The following is a 17980-nucleotide window of genomic DNA, read 5'->3' as shown; positions in this document are numbered from 1 at the left end:
CCCCGCAGGCCGCCGTTCATAGTTCTACATTTAGAGTGATTGGGAATGTTCGCCGTTGCCCGCTATGCGGTGTGCCAACGGCAACGTCTGAAGAGGTTTTGGCATGTGCGGCATCGTGGGCATTCTGGGCAAGGAAGCGGTCGCGCCCCAGGTCGTCGAGGCGCTGCGGCGGCTCGAATATCGCGGCTATGATTCGGCCGGCGTCGCGACGCTGGAAAACGGCCTGCTCGCCCGCCGCCGCGCCGAAGGCAAGCTCAAGAACCTCGAGATCAGGCTCTCGAGCGAGCCGCTCGAAGGCCTAATCGGCATCGGTCACACCCGCTGGGCGACCCATGGCAAGCCCAACGAGACCAACGCCCATCCCCACGCGACCGAAAAGCTCGCTGTCGTCCATAACGGCATCATCGAGAATTTCCGCGAGCTCAAGGCAGAGCTCGAGGCCGACGGTTACGTCTTCAAGACGCAGACCGACACCGAGATCGTCGCTCAATTGGTCACGCGCGAGCTCGATCGCGGCAAGAAGCCCGTCGCGGCAATCGCACATTGCCTGCCGCGTTTGCGCGGGGCCTTCGCGCTGGCCTTCCTGTTCCAGGGTGAGGAAGACCTGCTGATCGGCGCGCGCAACGGGCCGCCATTGGCCGTCGGCGTCGGGGACGGCGAGATGTATCTGGGCTCGGATGCGGTCGCGCTGGCGCCCTTCACCAACCTCATCGCTTATCTGGAGGAGGGTGATTGGGTCGTCCTCAACCGCAAGGGCGCGACCTTCTACGACAAGGCGAATGTCCAGGTTGAACGGCGCGCGCGTCGCGTCGCCGCCGGCAGCATGCTGGTCGACAAGGGCAATCACCGCCACTTCATGGCGAAGGAAATTCATGAGCAGCCCGAGGTCGTCGCTCATACGCTGACGCAGTATCTCGACATGGCGGCCGGCACGCTGAGGCAGCCTTTCGAGCCCGGCGTAGAATGGAAAGGCCTGTCGCGACTCTCCGTTTCCGCTTGCGGCACGGCCTATTATGCCGGGCTCACGGCGAAATACTGGTTCGAGCGGCTGGCGCGCCTGCCGGTCGAGATCGATGTCGCGTCGGAGTTCCGCTATCGGGAGGCGCCGATGCCCGAGAACGGGCTCGCGCTCTTCATCTCGCAATCGGGCGAGACCGCCGACACGCTGGCCTGCCTGAAATACGCCAAGCAGGAGCGCCAGACGATCCTGTCGGTCGTCAACATGCCGACCTCGACCATCGCCCGCGAGAGCGACGCGGTTGCTCCCACGCTCGCCGGCCCCGAGATCGGCGTTGCCTCGACCAAGGCCTTCACCTGCCAATTGACCACGCTTGCATGCCTGGCGCTTGCCGCCGCCCGCGCGCGCGGCACGCTCTCGGCGGAAGACGAGATCCGGCATGTCCAGCATCTCATCGCGCTGCCCGGACTCCTGGCGAAGGCGCTCGAACTCGAGCCCGAGATCGAGCGGCTCGCCCGCGAACTCTCCAAGGCGAGCGACGTGCTTTATCTTGGCCGCGGCACGAGCTTCCCGCTGGCGCTCGAAGGAGCGCTGAAGTTGAAGGAAATCAGCTACATCCACGCCGAAGGTTATGCGGCTGGCGAACTCAAGCACGGCCCGATCGCATTGATCGACGAGGATATGCCGGTCATCGTGGTCGCGCCCCATGACGCGCTCTTCGAGAAGACCGCGTCGAACATGCAGGAGGTCGCGGCGCGCGGCGGGCGGATCATCCTGATCACCGACGCCAAGGGCGCGGCCGAATGCGGCATCACCCCGGAGGCGACGATCATCATGCCGGAGATGGACCCGCTCTTTGCGCCGATCGTCTACGCGCTGCCGATCCAGATGATCGCCTACCAGACCGCCGTCTTCATGGGTAAGGACGTCGATCAGCCGCGCAACCTGGCGAAGTCCGTCACGGTGGAGTGACGGCTGTTCGCGAGCCGGCTTCGGCCGGCTCGCGGCGAACTGACATCAAGCGGCAATATGGCGGGGCGAGCTTGTTCGCCGGTCGATGTCACGATCCTTGAATTCTGCTGGGAGCATTGGCACGTCTGTCGCATGGTGGCCGGCCAATGGCGGCTGTACGCCCGACTTGACCGGAACCCTCGCATGACCGCCGGCCCGCCCGATCCCCGCCTCATCATCCAGACCGACCTGTTGCGCCCAACGGCCGGCACGCGGCTGCGGCGTTATTTCCTGACTGGGCTCGTCATCGCGGCTCCACTGGCGATCACGGCTTCCGTGACCTGGTGGTTCATCACCCTGATCGACGGGCTGGTGAAGCCGCTGATCCCGAACTCCTATCTGCCTGATTCCTATCTGCCGTTTCCGATTCCCGGCCTTGGCATCATCATCGGCCTGATCGGGCTGACGCTGCTCGGCTTCCTCACCGCCAACCTGGTCGGCCGCACATTGATCGAGGCGGGCGAGGCACTGCTGCATCGCATGCCGGTGGTCCGCAGCCTCTACAAGGGCGTAAAGCAGGTCTTCGAGACCATCTTCTCGCAGTCGGGCACCTCGTTTCGCAAGGTCGGGATGGTGCAGTTTCCGCAGCCGGGCATGTGGTCGGTCGTCTTCATCGCGCAGGAGGCCGCGCCCGAGATCGCCGGAAAACTGCCTGATGGAAACGAGCAGATCGGCGTCTTCCTGCCCTGCACGCCGAACCCGACGACGGGCTTCTTTTTCTACCTGCCGCGCAAGGACGTCATCGAACTGACGATCTCCGTCGAGGACGGCGCCAAGCTGATCATGTCGGCGGGGCTGATCCAGCCCGGCGAGGCTGCGCCGAAGCTCATGCCGGGCACGGATCCCGGCAAATAGCTCAGGCCTTCAGCGCCAGCCAGATTTCCAGCACACCGTTTCCGGTCGAGCCGTCGAAACGCTCGTCCATGCGCTCCAGTGTCGGCCCGTCGGCGGGCTTACGCCCGGATTTCGGCAGCCAATCCCGCCAGATCGCTTCATAGGTGCGCTTGATCTGCGTGACGTGGCCGCGGTGCTCGAACACGGCGTAATTCTGCTCGGGCACTCGCGTGCGGTCGAATTCGGCGGGCAGCTCGCTGAAATCCGAGACTGCGGCTCCGGCGATGTAATCGAACTGACCGTGATCGTCGCAGTTGTAGCTCACGCCGTAGCAGACATGGCCGATTTGACCGGGGATATGGCCGAGATGCGGCGCGACGCGCTGCCAAAGAGCAGGAATCCCCGAGGTGTTCTCATAGGAAAAACGACCACCGAGTCCGGCGATCAGGAGGGGCTTTTCCGTCACAAAACGAGGTTCCGGCAAGGTGATGGACGTGTCGCTATACATGGCGATGGGCTCCGCTAGTCGCAGCGAGGACAAATCGCCTTTCGCACGCAAATCCTCCGGCGTGAGGCCGAACTGATCGCGAAAGGCGCGGGTGAAAGCCTCGTGAGAGCCATATCCCCAGTCGAGCGCGACCGAGAGGATATCGGGCGCGCCGGATGCGAGCTGGCGCGCCGCCTCCGACAACCGGCGCTCGCGCACATAGCGCATCACCGAGCGGCCGGTGGCTGCTCCGAACACCCGGCTGAGATGGAAGCGCGAAACGCCGCTCACTTCGGCGATCTCGTCGAGCGAGAGTTCGGAGGCGAAGCGGCTTTCGATGCACCAGACAGCCTTCTTGATCGGATCCATGGTAGGCTCCACAAAGCGGCGTCACACTGGCCCGAACGGCCGGGGCGCATTTGATCGGGATTGCTACCCCGCGCGCAACAGCCTGATCGCGACGTCACGCTCGAACAGATAGAGCAATGTCCTCACGGCTTCGCCGCGCGGACCCTCGAGATGCGGATCGCGCTCGATGAGCAGGCGGGCATCGTCGCGCGCGGCGGCGAGCAGATCGCCATCCGTTTCCGGTCGTGCGATCTGCCAGTCCGGCGAGCCCGACTGCTTTGTGCCGAGCACCTCGCCTTCGCCGCGCAGCCGCAGATCCTCCTCGGCGATGCGGAAACCGTCCTCGGTTTCGCGCATGATGGTCAGTCGCGCTTCAGCCACCGGTCCCAGAGGTCCCTTGTAGAGCAGGAGGCAGGTCGAGGCGGCCGAACCGCGCCCGATGCGCCCGCGCAGCTGGTGAAGCTGCGCCAGACCGAAGCGTTCGGCATGTTCGATGACCATCACGCTGGCATTGGGCACATCGACGCCGACCTCGATCACCGTGGTCGAGATCAGGATGCGCGTTTGGCCCGCGACGAAAGCCGACATCGCCGCATCCTTGTCGCGCCCGGGCATCTGGCCGTGCAGCAGCCCGACCCGGTCGCCGAAAAACTCGTGCAGAGCATCGAAACGCTCCTGCGCGGCGGCGACGTCGAGCGTGTCGGATTCCTGCACCAGGGGGCAGACCCAATAGACCTGGGCGCCGGCCTCGACTGCACGCCCGACCGCGCCGACGACCTCGTCATAGCGGTCGAGCGAGATCGCCTTGGTCGCGATCGGCTTGCGTCCCGCCGGCTTCTCGGCCAGCACGGAGATATCCATGTCTCCGAACCAGGTCAGCGACAGCGTGCGCGGGATCGGTGTCGCCGTCATCACCAGAATATCGACCGCTTCGCCCTTGGAACCGAGCAGCAGGCGCTGATGCACGCCGAAACGGTGCTGCTCATCGACTATGGCGAGCGCGAGATCGCGAAAGGCGACGCCCTCCTGGAACAGCGCATGGGTGCCGACCGCTATCGCAATCTCGCCATTCGCCAGCCCCTCCAGCACGCGGGCCCGGCCCGGGCCCTTCTCACGCCCGGTCAGCAGCGCGAGCTTGAGGCCCGCGGCTTCGGCGAGGGGGGCGAGCCGCTCGGCATGCTGGCGCGCCAGGATTTCGGTCGGGGCCATCAGCACGGATTGCCGGCCGGCCTCGGCGGCGGCGGCCATCGCCATCAGCGCCACGACCGTCTTGCCCGAGCCGACATCGCCCTGCAGCAATCGCAGCATGCGTTCGGGCTTTTCCATGTCGTCATGGATGTCGCTGAGGGCCTGCCGCTGGCCGTCGGTCAGCGTAAAGGGCAGGGCGCCCTCGATCCGCCGCCGCAATACGCCGTCGCCGGCGGTCGCCCGCCCGGCCAGCTTCTTCTGCTGCCGTCGCACCAGAGCGAGCGCGATCTGGCTCGCCAGCAATTCGTCATAGGCGACGCGGCGCCGCGCGATCGTGTCGCCCTCGATCGCCTTGAGATCGGGCGGATGATGCAAGGCCTGCATCGCCTCGAAGAAGGGCGGAAACCCGCTCTTGGCCAGGAAGCCCGGGTCCTGCCATTCCGCCAGATCCGGGCATTTCTCCGCGGCCGATGCTGCGATCCGCGTCATCACCCGCGCGCCAATGCCTTCGGTCAATCCGTAGACCGGCTCGATCGCCGGTAGTGTCGCGGCGAATTTGGGATCGAGGATGCGGTCGGGATGCACCATCTGGCGCATGCCGTCCCAGAGCTCGAGCTTGCCGGAGATGAGCCGATAGGCGCCGATCGGCAGGGTCTGCAGGAGATGGCGCACATCGGCATGGAAGAACACCAGCGTCACATCGCCGGTCTCGTCCTCGACGATGATGCGATAGGGCGCCTTCGCCTTGGTGGGCGGCGCGGGGCGATGCTCGGTCACCTGCGCGTTGAAGGTCGCGACCTCACCGATCGGCGCATCGGCGATCGAAGGACTCGGCCGCCGGTCGATCGCACCGGTCGGCAAGCGAAACAGCAGGTCGATGACGCGTGCAGGGCGCGTCTCGTCGCCGAGGAGTTTGTCCAGAAGCTTGCCGAGCTTGGGGCCAACGCCCGGCAGCGTCGTCACGGGGGCGAACAGCGGGTCGAGAAGGGATGGGCGCAAGCGGATACTCGGGACATGTCAGGAGAGCGAAGATCTCAGGCGTTCTGCCGCTGACTTCGCCGGGGCGCAACGCTATATAGCGCGCGACGGCAGGCTCCGCGACGGGGCCGGCCCGATCGTCATTGCCCCATTCCAGATTTCTTGCCCGAGGTTTTCACATGAGTGGCTCGACGAGGACCAGCGCCGATCTCGACCCGCGCCGGCGAAAGATCCTGTTTCGCGCCTGGCATCGCGGCATGCGCGAGACCGATCTGATCATGGGCCGCTTCGCCGATGCCGAGATCGGTACGCTGAGCGAGGCCGAACTCGATCTGTTCGAGCAATTGATCGAAGTGCTCGACCGCGACCTGCTGTCATGGATCACGGGCGAAGCCGAGGTTCCCGCGAATTACGACACCGAGGTGTTCCGGCGGCTGAAGGCGTTTCATCATCACGGCAAGCCGATTCATGTGTGAGACGATGAGGCGCGTGCCTGCGCGCTCGTCCTGGTCGGGCTTGACCCGGCCATCTCTGAAACCAGTGGCCTCTTATCCCGAGATTCTCGGGACAAGCCCGAGAATGACGCTTTCCATATGAGCATCCCGCCTCCCGCCCAACTCGCCAAACTTCAGAGCGACCGCATTCTCGATGCGTTGAATCGCGGCGACAAGCCGACGCTTGCAAGCGTTCCCGACGGATTCGATGCCGTCATCCTGGCCGATCTTGTGCGCGCCCGGGCGAAGAAGGCCGAGGGCGCGGCCATGCTCGTCTTCATCGCCCGTGACGGCCAGCGCCTGCAGGTGCTCGAGAACGCCTTGCAATTCGTTGCGCCCGATCTCGAAGTGATGTCCTTCCCGGCCTGGGACTGCCAGCCCTATGACCGCGTTTCGCCGGCCCCCTCGATCGTCGCGCATCGCATGACGACGCTGTCGCGGCTCGCCAAGACGAAGTCCGGTGACAAGCCGCGCCTGCTGTTGACCACGGTCAATGCGGCGCTCCAGCGCGTGCCGGCCTTCAGCAAGGTGGCCTCCGAGAGCTTCTCGGCCGCGCCGGGTAATATGGTCGATACCGAGCAGCTCGCGCGCTGGCTCGACATGAACGGTTATCTGCGCACCTCGACCGTGCGCGAGACCGGTGAGTTCGCCGTTCGCGGCGGCATCGTCGATCTCTTCCCGCCGGGCATGCCGGCACCGATCCGGCTCGATTTCTTCGGCGATACTCTGGAATCGATCCGCACCTTCGATCCCGAGACGCAGCGCACCACCGGGCAAATGCGCGGGCTTGATCTCGTGCCGATGTCCGAGGCGCAGATGACCAGCGAAAGCATCAAGCGCTTTCGCCAGAGCTACATCACGACCTTCGGTACGCCGGGCCGCGACGACACGCTCTATGAAGCGGTCAGCGAAGGCCGTCGCCCGGCCGGACTCGAGCATTGGCTGCCGCTGCTGGCCGAGAAGCTCGACACGCTCTTCGCCTATCTGCCCGATGTTCCGCTGGTGCTCGACGCCCAGGCCGAGGACGCCGTCGGCGAGCGCATCAGCCTGATCAAGGACTATTACGACGCCCGCAAGGCGGCGATGGACCAGCCGAGCGCCGGCGGCGCGCCCTATAAGCCGCTGCTGCCGAATGCGCTCTATCTCTCGCCGGCGGAATGGCGCGGTATCGTCGACCAGGCGGGTGTCGCCGCGTTGACGCCGTTCCAACTGCCCGACAGCGACGGCAAGCTGATCGTCGATCTCGGTGCCCGTCAGGGCCGCAGCTTCGCCGCCGAGCGCGCCGACAATGCCGGCAGCGTGTTCGATGCAGCCGTCGCCCATGTGAAGGCGCTGCAGGCCGATGGCCGCCGTGTCATCCTTGCCGCCTGGTCGGAAGGCTCGCGCGAGCGCCTGGCGCATGTGCTGGCTGATCACGGCCTGAAGGCCGTGCAGACGACGGGTTCGCTGCGCGCCGCCTTCGATCTCAAGCCTGGCACGACGGCGCTGGCCGTCTGGGGCTTCGAGACCGGCTTCGAGGCCGGCAAGCTCGCGGTCATCGGCGAGCAGGACATCCTGGGCGACCGCCTCGTGCGCCCGCGCAAGAAGACGCGCCGGCCGCAGGACTTCATCGCCGAACTGTCATCGCTCAGCCCCGGCGATCTCGTCGTCCATGTCGATCACGGCATCGGCCGCTTCATCGGCCTGCGCACGATCACGGCGGTGGGGGCGCCGCATGACTGCCTCGAAATCCACTATGCGGCGGATTCGAAGCTCTTCCTGCCGGTCGAAAACATCGAATTGCTCTCGCGCTACGGCTCGGAGGATACCGATGTTCCGCTCGACCGTCTCGGCGGTGGCGGCTGGCAGGCGCGCAAGGCCAAGCTGAAGCAGCGCATCCGCGAGATGGCGGGCAAGCTGATCGCGATCGCAGCCGCCCGCGCCCTCAAGGAAGCCCCGCGCCTGGTCCCGCAGGAAGGGCTTTATGACGAGTTCTGTGCCCGCTTCCCCTTCGAGGAGACCGAGGACCAGCAGGCCACGATCGATGCCGTGCTCGACGATATGGCCGCGGGGCGGCCGATGGACCGGCTGGTCTGCGGCGATGTCGGCTTCGGCAAGACGGAGGTCGCGCTGCGGGCTGCTTTCGCTTGCGCGCTGAACGGCAAGCAGGTCGCCGTCGTGGTGCCCACCACGCTGCTGGCGCGCCAGCACTACCGCAATTTCGCCGAGCGCTTCAAAGGCCTGCCGGTCCATGTCGGCCAGGCCTCGCGCTTCGTGTCCGCGGCCGATCTCAAGGCGGTGAAGGCCGGCATCAAGGACGGCACGATGGATATCGTCGTCGGCACCCATGCGCTGCTGGGAAAGGCGATCGAGTTCAAGGATCTCGGCCTCGTCATCGTCGATGAGGAGCAGCATTTCGGCGTCAACCACAAGGAGCGGCTGAAGGAGTTCCGCGCCGAGGTCCATATGCTGACCCTGACGGCGACGCCGATCCCGCGTACGCTCCAGCTCGCCATGACCGGCGTGCGCGAGCTCTCGATCATCGCGACGCCGCCGGTCGATCGGCTTGCGGTGCGCACATTCGTGACGCCTTTCGATCCGCTGATCGTGCGCGAGGCGCTGCTGCGCGAGCGCTATCGCGGCGGGCGCAGCTTCTATGTCGTGCCGCGCATCGAGGATATTTCCGACGTCAAGGATTTCCTGGACAAGCAGGTGCCCGAGGCCAAGGTCGGCATCGCCCATGGTCAGATGGCGGCAGGCCAGCTCGAGGACGTCATGACGGCCTTCTATGAGGGCCAGTACGACGTGCTGCTCTCGACCACGATCGTCGAATCGGGGCTCGACATCCCCAACGCCAACACGCTCATCGTCCACCGCGCCGACATGTTCGGCCTCGCCCAGCTTTATCAGCTCAGGGGACGTGTCGGCCGCTCGAAGATCCGTGCCTATGCGCTCTTCACCATGCCGGCCAACCGCAAGCTGACCGAGCAGGCCGAGCGCCGCCTCAAGGTCCTGCAATCGCTCGACACGCTGGGCGCTGGCTTCCAGCTCGCCAGCCATGATCTCGACATCCGCGGCGCCGGCAATCTGCTCGGCGACGAGCAGTCCGGCCATATCAAGGAAGTCGGCTACGAGCTCTACCAACAGATGCTGGAGGAGGCGGTTGCGGCGCTGAAGTCCGGTGTCGATTTCGAGAGCGACGCGCAATGGTCGCCGACGATCCAGATCGGCGCGCCGGTGATGATCCCCGAGCATTACGTCACGGACCTGACGCTGCGGCTCACGCTCTACAAGCGCCTCTCGACGCTGGACGACGATGGCGACATCCAGTCCTTCGGCGCGGAATTGGTCGATCGCTTCGGCCCGCTGCCGGACGAGGTGCAGCAGCTCCTGGAAATCGTCGCGATCAAGGCTTTGTGCAAACGCGCCAATGTCGAGAAGGTCGAGGCTGGCCCGAAGGGCATCATCGTCGCCTTCCGCGACAACGAGTTCGCCAACCCCGAGGGCCTCGTGGGTTATGTCGCCAAGCAGGGCACGCTGGCGAAGGTGCGTCCCGATATGCGCGTGGTCTTCATCGATGATTTCGAGACCGCCGAGCTGCGGCTCAAGGGCACGCGCCGCCTGCTGACCGACCTGGCCCGGATTGCCGAGCGCAAGAAGGCGGCTTGACGGTCAACGCCTGCTGACGTCGATCTCCGCCGCCGAGCGGACATCGATGTCGACGATGGCAAGGTCGGGCCGGTCGAGCGCCGGCAAGGTGCGCGCCTCTCCTGGACGGTGCACCAGGACGACGCTCGCCAGCGAGGGGTCGGCGGCCAGCCGTGAGCGCGCCAGCGCGGGCTCCATCGCGCCGGGCAGGACGAGATGGACATTGCGTCCACCCGCGACGCAGGCCTGCAGGTCACCGAGGCTGAACAGGCCGAGCGGCAACAATTCGACACCGGTCAGCAGCGCCATGCCCGGCCCGCTCGCCAAAGCGGCGAGGTCGCCGCCAACGAGCGTGGTCACGATCCGCGACGACGCCAACGGCTTCAGCAGGCGCGATATCTCCAACGACTTGCCGAGCACGTCTCGCTCGGAAATCATCAAGGGTCCCGCCAGGCTCAGGGCATCGACGACCTGAAGAGCCGGGCGCCCGCTTTGTTCGGGCAGCGGATGCAGGCCGGCGCTCGCCATCAGCCCATCGAGAGGCGCGACGCCGTCCGGGACATCCTGCCCGAACCCTCCCACGAAGCGCGTGCCAAAGGCCCGGACGGCGAGATTGCGCAGCATGATCAGCGGCTGCAGCGGTCCGACACGGCCGACGCCGAGCGCCATCACTGCGTTGGACGCTTCGATCAATCCCAGCAATTCGAGCTCGTTGCCGTGCAATGGCAGCATCAGCGGCGACAGGCCCGCGCGCAGGCTGGCGAGGATGGCGACGATCGCCTCCGGGCCGAGCGGCGCCAGGATAGCGACGGTCGCGCCCGGCTGCGCATGATTGACGGCGAGCAATCGCGCGAGTTGGTCGACACGCTCCTCGAGCTGCATGAAGCTCAGCGAGGTCGGGATCGTGTCGCTCCAGCCCCGGCGTCCCGGCGGGTCGCGCAGCGCCGCCTCATATCCCCGGCCGCGGGTCAGGGCTTTCAGCAGCGTGTCGAGGTCGAGCCCGTCGAGCAGGGCGGAAGCGGCGTCGTCCTGTTCTGCCCGCATCGACTGGCCTTCAGTTGGCTGGCGCCGACGACGCCGGCCGGCGCGCCAGAGCTTCGGTGGCGAGGAAATAGGCCGGCTTGCGTGCTGGCAGGACGACATCGCGTGAATGCGCCAGCCATGTCTCGGGCAGGTAATACAGCGGCACGACATAGAAGCCCGAGAGCAGCGCCCGATCGAGCACCCGCACGGCCGCGACGAAATCCTCGCGTTCGCGCGCCGCCAGAATCGCCTGCAGGGCGGCGTCGACGGCCGGCGATTTCACGCCGGCATAATTCAGCGCGCCCTTGCGGTCGGCATTGGCCGAGCCCCAGCGGCCAACCTGTTCGTTGCCGGGTGAGGCGGAGGCCGGCCATGTCCACTGGATCATGTCGAAGTCGAAGGCCGACAGCCTGCGCCAGTACTGCACATCGTCGATCAGCCTGACGCTGACCCCGACGCCGAGACGCCCGAGCGAAGCGGCATAGTTCAGTGCTAGGCGCTCCTGCGGCCGGTTGGTGACGGTGATCTCGAAGGCGAGAGGCTCCGCCGTCCTGGTATTGCGCAGGACCCCATCCTGAAGCTCGTATCCTGCGCTCTGCAGCAGATCGAGCGCCTTGCGGGCCTGTTCGCGGTCGCGACCCGAGCCGTCGGTTGCAGCCGGCGCCCAGCTCCCGGCGAGAATATCGTCGCGCACGCTGCCCGGAAACGCAGCCAGCAAGGCTTTCTCCCGCGCATCGGCGGGGACGCCGAGCGCCGACAACTCCGAATCGGAGAAGAAGCTGCCGGCGCGGCGATAGACGCCGTGGAACAGGTTGCGGTTGACCCACTCGAAATCGAACATGATGCCGAGCGCCTCGCGGACGCGGACATCGGCGAAGGCTGGCCGGCGCGTGTTGAAGACGAGTCCGGTCATACCCTTGGGGGACTGGAAGCGCAGCGCTTCTCGCACGATGCGGCCATCGCGCACGGCAGGCACGTCATAGCCCGTCATCCAGCGCGTCGGATCTGGTTCGAGCCGGATGTCGTAGAGGCCTGCCTTGAAGGCCTCGAACAAGGCGTTGGCGTCGCGATAGAAATCGTAACGGATCTCATCGGCATTGAAGAGGCCGCGCATCAGCGGGTGGTTTTCGGCCCAGAAATCCTTGCGCCTCTTCAGCGTCAGCGCCTCGCCGGGCCTGACCTCGCTGACGAGATAGGGGCCCGAGCCGAGCGCCGGCTTGAAGCTGGTTTCGCCGAACGTGTCCGCATTGGTGGCGTGCCTGGCGAAGATCGGCATCGCGCCGATCACCAAAGGCAATTCGCGGTTCGAGCCGTCGCCGAGCTCGAACACGACATAGCGCGGCGAGGGCGCCTCCGCCTTCGTTACGCGGCCGAGGCTGGAGCGGTGGAACGGCTTGCCCTTGGTCTTCAGCATCTCGAAGGTGAAGAGCACGTCGTCGGCAGTAACCGGCGTCCCGTCGGAGAAGCGCGCTCTTTCGTCGATCTCGAAGGCGAGCCGGGTCCGCGCCTCGTTGAGCTCGACGCGGGATGCGAGCAGGCCATAGGCGGTGAAGGGTTCGTCGGCTGAACGGTAGAGCAGGCTCTGCTGGACGTAGCGCGGCACGGCGTCGGGCGCGACGCCGAGCACGACCAGCGGATTCAGGCTGTCGAACGTGCCCTGCAAACCAAAGACGATGCGCCCGCCCTTGGGCGCGTCGGGATCGGCATAGGGCAGATGCCTGAAGCCCGGCGGCAGCGCCGGCTCGCCATGCATCGCGATGGCATGGGCAGAGGAGGGCGATTCGGCATGCGAATCCCTGCCCATCGCCAGGATAAGCGCCAATGCAGCAAAGATTGTTGTGGCCGCAGCGCGCAATGCTGAGTGGCCCATGCGAGGCGAAGACATCGTCAAACCTGATTCCCGAGCGTGAGGATAACACGGCAACTTCGCAGTCATGCAGCTATTCGGACTGGAATCCTGTAACGGAACTCGCTAAAGGCGACGCCAGGTGTCATGCAAACGCCTCAATCACCCCTGATGTGCTCGGCTTGCGGTGGCTGGCGCTGATATGCGATTGGGCTGTCGATGGTGGCGCGCGCGGCTTGCGAAGTCGTGGTCCCGAATTCGCAGATTAAGGAATGACAGATGTCCGCTTCGTTTAGCTTGTCCTCGCGCGTCCTGGGCATCGCCCTCAGCGCAGCGCTGGGTCTTGGCCCCGTCGCCGCCTTTGCCCAGGCACAGCGCCCCGCGCAGCGCCCGGCGCAGCCAGCCCAACCGGCTCAGCAGCCTGCCGCTCCTCAGGGCGGGCAAGCCGCAACCGGCCCGACCGTCGTTCAGGTCAAGCCCGAGCCCTCGCAGACCAATTGGACCAAGGTCTGCGGCAAGGACCAGGCCGCCAACAAGGAAATCTGCTACACCACGCGCGACTTCGTCTCCGACCAGGGCCAGCCGGTGCTCGCGGTCGCCGTCTATGACGTCAAGGGCGATCCCAACAAGATCGTGCGCTTCCTGATGCCGCTCGGCCTGTTGCTGCAGCCCGGCATCCGCTTCGGCGTCGATACCGCGCAGCCCACCCCGGGCCGCTATGCGATCTGCTTCCCGAATGGCTGCTTCGCCGAGGCCCAGGTCAAGGACGACTTCATCAACGCGATGAAGAAGGGCACCAATCTCAGCGTCAGCGTCCAGAACCAGGGCGCGCGCGAGGTCTCCTTCTCGATTCCGCTTTCCGATTTCGCCAAGGGTTTCGACGGCGCACCGATCGATCCCAAGGTGCTCGAGGACCAGCAGAAGGCCTTGCAGGACGAATTGGCCAAGCGTCAGGAAGAACTGCGCCAGCGTCTTGGCGGCAGCGGCGCCAACGCCGCTCCGGGCGTCCCGGGAGCTGCGCCTGCCGTTCCGGGAGGGCTTTCGGCCCCGGGCGCCGCGCCGGCCCCGGGAACTGCTCCCAAGCCCTGATAGGCAGGAGACGACGTCACAAGGAAAAGGCCGGTCCCGAGAGGGGCCGGCCTTTTTCGTGGTCGCCGGCCTTTTTCATGACCGGATGGATGCGGGCTTCTATGGGGCGAGGGCGGGCCTCAGTTCAATCCGGCGCGATCGATCTGGTATTGTCCCTTGCGATCGCGGCGGAAGAATTCCTTGGCCTGCGGGTGGCGGATCGGCCGCCCCGACTCGTCGATCACCAGGTTCTGCTCCGAGACATAGGCGACGTATTCCGTCTCCTCGTTCTCGGCGAAGAGATGGTAGAAAGGCTGGTCCTTCGACGGGCGCAGATTTTCCGGGATCGCCAGCCACCATTCGTCCGAGTTGGCGAAAACGGGGTCGACGTCGAAGATCACGCCACGGAACGGATAGACGCGGTGCTTGACCACCTGTCCGATCCTGAATTTCGCCGAACGTGCTTGCATCGTAGGCTTTGGTCCATGCTGGAGCGGGTAGGCGGAAGAGGTGCCCGGCTAAAATATTGTCAGGCGCTTGCTTGAGGATTGCGTCGCAAATGCGTCAAAATCAATAAGTTCCAGCTGAAATTAGTGATTATAACCCATAACGTTCCGCAAGTGCCGGGTCGCGCCCCGCTACCTGTCTTGCCAGATCGACGATGACCTTGGCCTGTTTCCAAGTGGCGTCATCCTGCATCTTGCCGTCGATCATCACAGCGCCGGAGCCGTCCGGCATCGCCTCCAGGATGCGCTTGGCGAAGGCGACCTCGGCGGGATCCGGGCTGAAGACGCGTTTGGCGATTTCGATCTGCGAGGGATGCAATGTCCAGGCGCCGCAGCAACCGAGCAGGAAAGCGTTGCGAAACTGCGCCTCGCAGGCGGCCGTATCGGCGAAGTCGCCGAAGGGCCCGTAGAATGGCTTGATGCCGGCCGCCGCGCAGGCATCGACCATCTTGGCGAGCGTATAGTGCCAGAGGTCCTGCTGAGCGACGGCGCGTGCGGCGCCATCCGTCGTGGGGTCCGCGATGACCTTGTATTCCGGATGGCCGCCGCCGACGCGCGTCGTCTTCATCGCGCGCGAGGCCGCGAGATCAGCCGGCCCCAGGCTCATCCCATGCATGCGCGGGGAGGCGGTTGCGATCGTATCGACGTTCTTCACCCCCTCGGCGGTCTCGAGGATGGCGTGGATCATGATCGGCTTGGGCAGGCTGTGCCTGGCTTCGAATTGGGCCAGCAACTGGTCGACGTAGTGGATGTCCCATGGTCCCTCGACCTTGGGCACCATCACGACATCGAGCTTGCCGCCGATCTCGGCCATGATCGCGGTGATATCGTCGAGGAACCAGGGCGAATTCAACGCGTTCACCCGCGTCCACAATCCGGTCTTGCCGAAATCGACGGCCTTGCCCATCGCGATGAAGCCGTCGCGCGCCGCCTGCTTCGCCTCGACGGGGATGGCGTCCTCCAGGTTGCCGAGCACGATATCGACCTGGCCCGCGAGTTCGCCGACCTTGGCCCGCACCTTTTCCAGGTGCGGCGGCACGAAATGGATCATCCGTTCCAGTTTCAGCGGGAGCTCGCGGAACGGCTCCGGCGCGCCGATGGCGAGCGGACGGAAGAACTGGCGCGGCGTCTTGACGGTCATGGCGAGGCTCCATGGTGCAATGCCGCAATGTGACGAAGGCCGGCAATCCCGTCCATCGTCCATTGTGCGGGCAGGACGGGTGGAGATTTGCGATCTAGGAAATATTGCCTAGCGCATTTGATAGGTTTTGGTTCCCAGGAATAATTCCCTTGCCCGGCGATGGCCGACTGCCGGCACGGCGCAAACGCGCTTGCGCCCCTGCATGGAGAGACTAAACGGCAGGCAACGCCGTCCCTTCGGCCAAGCGCGGGCCGCTATGCCCGTCTCAGGTAGCTCTCATCCGCATGGCCGATCTCGCCGGTATCTTCAATCTCGTCGCGCCGTTTTTCGGGTTGATCCTGCTCGGCTTCGTCATCGGGCGTTACAAGCGATTGCCGGAGGCGGGACTCGCCTGGCTGCAGTTCTTCCTGATCTATGTCGCGTTGCCGCCGCTGTTCTACCGGCTGATCGCCGACAAGCCGCTCAGCGAGCTCAGCAATTGGCGCTTCGTCAGCGCTACGACGCTGTCGACCTTCTGCGCGTTTGCCCTGTCTTTCGCGATCGGGATGAAATTCACCCGCCGCGACATACCCCAGTCGGTCATGCAGGGAGTAGCCGGCTCCTACTCGAATATCGGCTATATGGGCCCGCCGCTGATCCTGGCCGCGCTCGGTCCGGCCTCGAGCGCGCCGCTGGTGCTGGTCTTCGTCTTCGACAGCATCCTGTTGTTTTCGCTGGTCCCTTTCCTGATGGCGATTGCCGGTGTCGAGAAGAAGAGCCTGCTCGCCACCATGGGCGAGATCGTCTGGAAGGTCCTGACCCACCCCTTCAACCTCGCCACCGCGGCAGGTGTGATCGCGGCCTTCACCCATCTCGAATTGCCGACGGCGATCGACAAGATGACGCTTTGGCTCTCGCAGGCGGCGGCGCCCTGCGCGCTCTTCCTGCTCGGCGTCACGGTGGCGCTGCGGCCGATGAAGGCGATGCCCGGCGAGGTGCCGCTCTTGGTGCTGGTCAAGCTCGTGCTGCATCCGCTGCTGGTCTGGGTGCTGCTCTCGGCCATTGCCGATGTGCCCGACCATTGGATCTTCACCGCCATTATCATGGCCGCGCTGCCGCCGGCGCTGAACATCTTCGTGATCTCGACGCAGTACAAGGTCGGCGTCGAGCGCGCCTCGGCCTGCATCCTGGTCGGCACCATCGTGTCGATGGGTACATTGACGGGCTTCCTGTGGCTGGTGAAGACAGGCAGGATGGCCGCCGACCTGTTCCCCTGAGCGCGTGGCCCGGCCGGCGCCGAAGCGAGGCGCCGATGCTGCCGCTGGACGACCTGCTGGTTCTGGACTTCTCGACGCTGCTGCCGGGACCGCTGGCGAGCCTGTTCCTCTCCGAGGCCGGCGCGCGGGTGATCAAGATCGAGCGTCCCGGCGGCGAGGACATGCGCCGCTTTCCGCCACGCTTGGGCGAAACCTCCGCCCCCTTCGCCGTGCTCAACCGCGGCAAGGCGAGCCTCGAGATCGACCTCAAGGCGGCGGATGCCCTAGTGCGCCTGACGCCGCTGATCTCGCGCGCCGATATCCTGATCGAGCAGTTCCGGCCCGGCGTGATGGAGCGGCTCGGCTTCGGTTTCGAGGCGTTGAAATTGCTCAATCCACGCCTGATCTATTGCTCGATCAGCGGCTTCGGCCAGACCGGCCCGCGCGCGCAGGAAGCCGGCCACGACATCAATTACCAAGCTGTCGGCGGGCTGCTCGGCCAGTCGCTGAAGCGTGGCGCGCCCGCGCCACTGCCGCCCGCGCTCGTCGCCGATATCGGCGGCGGCACGATGCCGGCCGTGCTCAACATCTTGCTCGCCCTGCGCCAGCGCGAGCGCAGCGGCGAGGGCTGCTATCTCGACATCGCCATGTCGGACGCGATGCCGGCCTTCGCCTGGTACGGCATGGCCCAAGGCCAGGCGGCCGGACGCTATCCCGCCGGCGGGGAAGGCCTCCTGACCGGGGCAAGCCCGCGCTATGGGCTCTATGCCACTCAGGACGGCTGGTTTCTCGCGGTCGGCGCTCTCGAGCCGAAATTCTGGGACGGCTTCTGCGAGGCGATCGCTCTTGAGGCGCGCTTGCGCGACGACAGGACCGATCCGGCCGCCACGAAAGCGGCCATCGAGGCGATTATCGCATCAGCCCCCGCCGCGCATTGGCGCGATCTGCTGGAGCCGCTCGATTGTTGCTGCACGGTCGTGCGCACGCTGGAGGAGGCCGCCGCGGACCCGCATCTCACCGCGCGCGGCCTGCTCGATGCGCAGGCCGAGGAGCCGGGCGGGCGGCGCCTCGTGTCGACGCCGCTGCCGCTCGCGCCGGTCTTTCGCGATCAGGCGCAGGCCTTGCGCAAGGTTGCCGCCAGCGGTGTCGATACCGATGAACTGCTCAAGCCCGGCGCAATGTAATCTTTGTTTTAACGCGCTTTCTTCACGCGAACCGGTATCCACTTCGCTCGAA

General features: G+C 65.7%; 13 protein-coding genes. 7 read left to right on the top strand and 6 right to left on the bottom strand.

Annotated elements, in window-relative coordinates; translation table 11 throughout:
- The first annotated feature begins 103 nt into the window (after positions 1–103).
- Together glmS and CYD53_RS04165 are read left to right on the top strand one after the other, a co-directional pair.
- On the top strand, positions 104–1930 hold the full coding sequence (gene glmS / locus CYD53_RS04170) for a glutamine--fructose-6-phosphate transaminase (isomerizing) (protein WP_103716868.1): 1827 nt from the start codon (positions 104–106) through the stop codon (positions 1928–1930).
- Between the two features lie 183 nt (positions 1931–2113).
- Positions 2114–2824 (top strand): DUF502 domain-containing protein, encoded by a 711-nt coding sequence (locus CYD53_RS04165; RefSeq protein WP_103716867.1) that lies wholly within the window; start codon positions 2114–2116, stop codon positions 2822–2824.
- A 1-nt stretch (position 2825) separates the two neighbouring features.
- Here the strand turns inward: CYD53_RS04165 and CYD53_RS04160 are convergent, their stop codons facing one another.
- Positions 2826–3659, bottom strand: coding sequence for an AraC family transcriptional regulator (locus CYD53_RS04160; protein ID WP_103716866.1), 834 nt, complete (start codon positions 3657–3659; stop codon positions 2826–2828).
- Positions 3660–3722: 63 nt separating this feature from the next.
- Positions 3723–5831, bottom strand: coding sequence for an ATP-dependent DNA helicase RecG (gene recG / locus CYD53_RS04155; RefSeq protein ID WP_103716865.1), 2109 nt, complete (start codon positions 5829–5831; stop codon positions 3723–3725).
- Between the two features lie 152 nt (positions 5832–5983).
- On the opposite strand from recG, the gene CYD53_RS04150 reads away from it, so the two are divergent.
- Positions 5984–6280, top strand: coding sequence for an FAD assembly factor SdhE (locus tag CYD53_RS04150; protein WP_103716864.1), 297 nt, complete (start codon positions 5984–5986; stop codon positions 6278–6280).
- Positions 6281–6397: 117 nt separating this feature from the next.
- Positions 6398–9946 (top strand): transcription-repair coupling factor, encoded by a 3549-nt coding sequence (gene mfd, locus CYD53_RS04145; RefSeq protein WP_103716863.1) that lies wholly within the window; start codon positions 6398–6400, stop codon positions 9944–9946.
- A gap of 3 nt (positions 9947–9949) precedes the next feature.
- Here mfd and CYD53_RS04140 read toward each other — a convergent pair whose 3' ends face one another.
- A complete protein-coding gene (locus CYD53_RS04140) occupies positions 9950–10969 on the bottom strand; it encodes an AMP-binding protein (RefSeq protein WP_103716862.1) in 1020 nt (339 codons plus the stop codon).
- A 10-nt stretch (positions 10970–10979) separates the two neighbouring features.
- Positions 10980–12752, bottom strand: a complete 1773-nt coding sequence (locus CYD53_RS04135; RefSeq protein WP_103717104.1) for an extracellular solute-binding protein — start codon at positions 12750–12752, stop codon at positions 10980–10982.
- A gap of 321 nt (positions 12753–13073) precedes the next feature.
- Between CYD53_RS04135 and CYD53_RS04130 the strand changes: the two genes are divergently transcribed.
- Positions 13074–13883 carry an invasion associated locus B family protein gene (locus tag CYD53_RS04130; protein ID WP_103716861.1) on the top strand — a complete coding sequence of 270 codons (810 nt, stop codon included), beginning with the start codon at positions 13074–13076 and terminating at the stop codon, positions 13881–13883.
- Between the two features lie 119 nt (positions 13884–14002).
- On the opposite strand, the gene hspQ is transcribed toward CYD53_RS04130, so the two are convergent.
- Together hspQ and CYD53_RS04120 are read right to left on the bottom strand one after the other, a co-directional pair.
- Positions 14003–14332, bottom strand: coding sequence for a heat shock protein HspQ (gene hspQ, locus CYD53_RS04125; protein WP_069691631.1), 330 nt, complete (start codon positions 14330–14332; stop codon positions 14003–14005).
- A gap of 127 nt (positions 14333–14459) precedes the next feature.
- On the bottom strand, positions 14460–15509 hold the full coding sequence (locus CYD53_RS04120; protein WP_103716860.1) for an HpcH/HpaI aldolase/citrate lyase family protein: 1050 nt from the start codon (positions 15507–15509) through the stop codon (positions 14460–14462).
- A 284-nt stretch (positions 15510–15793) separates the two neighbouring features.
- Between CYD53_RS04120 and CYD53_RS04115 the strand changes: the two genes are divergently transcribed.
- On the top strand, positions 15794–16765 hold the full coding sequence (locus CYD53_RS04115) for an AEC family transporter (RefSeq protein ID WP_103716859.1): 972 nt from the start codon (positions 15794–15796) through the stop codon (positions 16763–16765).
- 35 nt (positions 16766–16800) lie between these two features.
- Positions 16801–17928 (top strand): CaiB/BaiF CoA transferase family protein, encoded by a 1128-nt coding sequence (locus CYD53_RS04110; RefSeq protein WP_103716858.1) that lies wholly within the window; start codon positions 16801–16803, stop codon positions 17926–17928.
- Positions 17929–17980 lie beyond the last annotated feature (52 nt).

It is taken from the genome of Allobosea psychrotolerans (assembly GCF_002917105.1).
GTDB lineage: Bacteria > Pseudomonadota > Alphaproteobacteria > Rhizobiales > Beijerinckiaceae > Allobosea > Allobosea psychrotolerans.
This window is presented reverse-complemented; position numbering and strand designations above follow the sequence as displayed.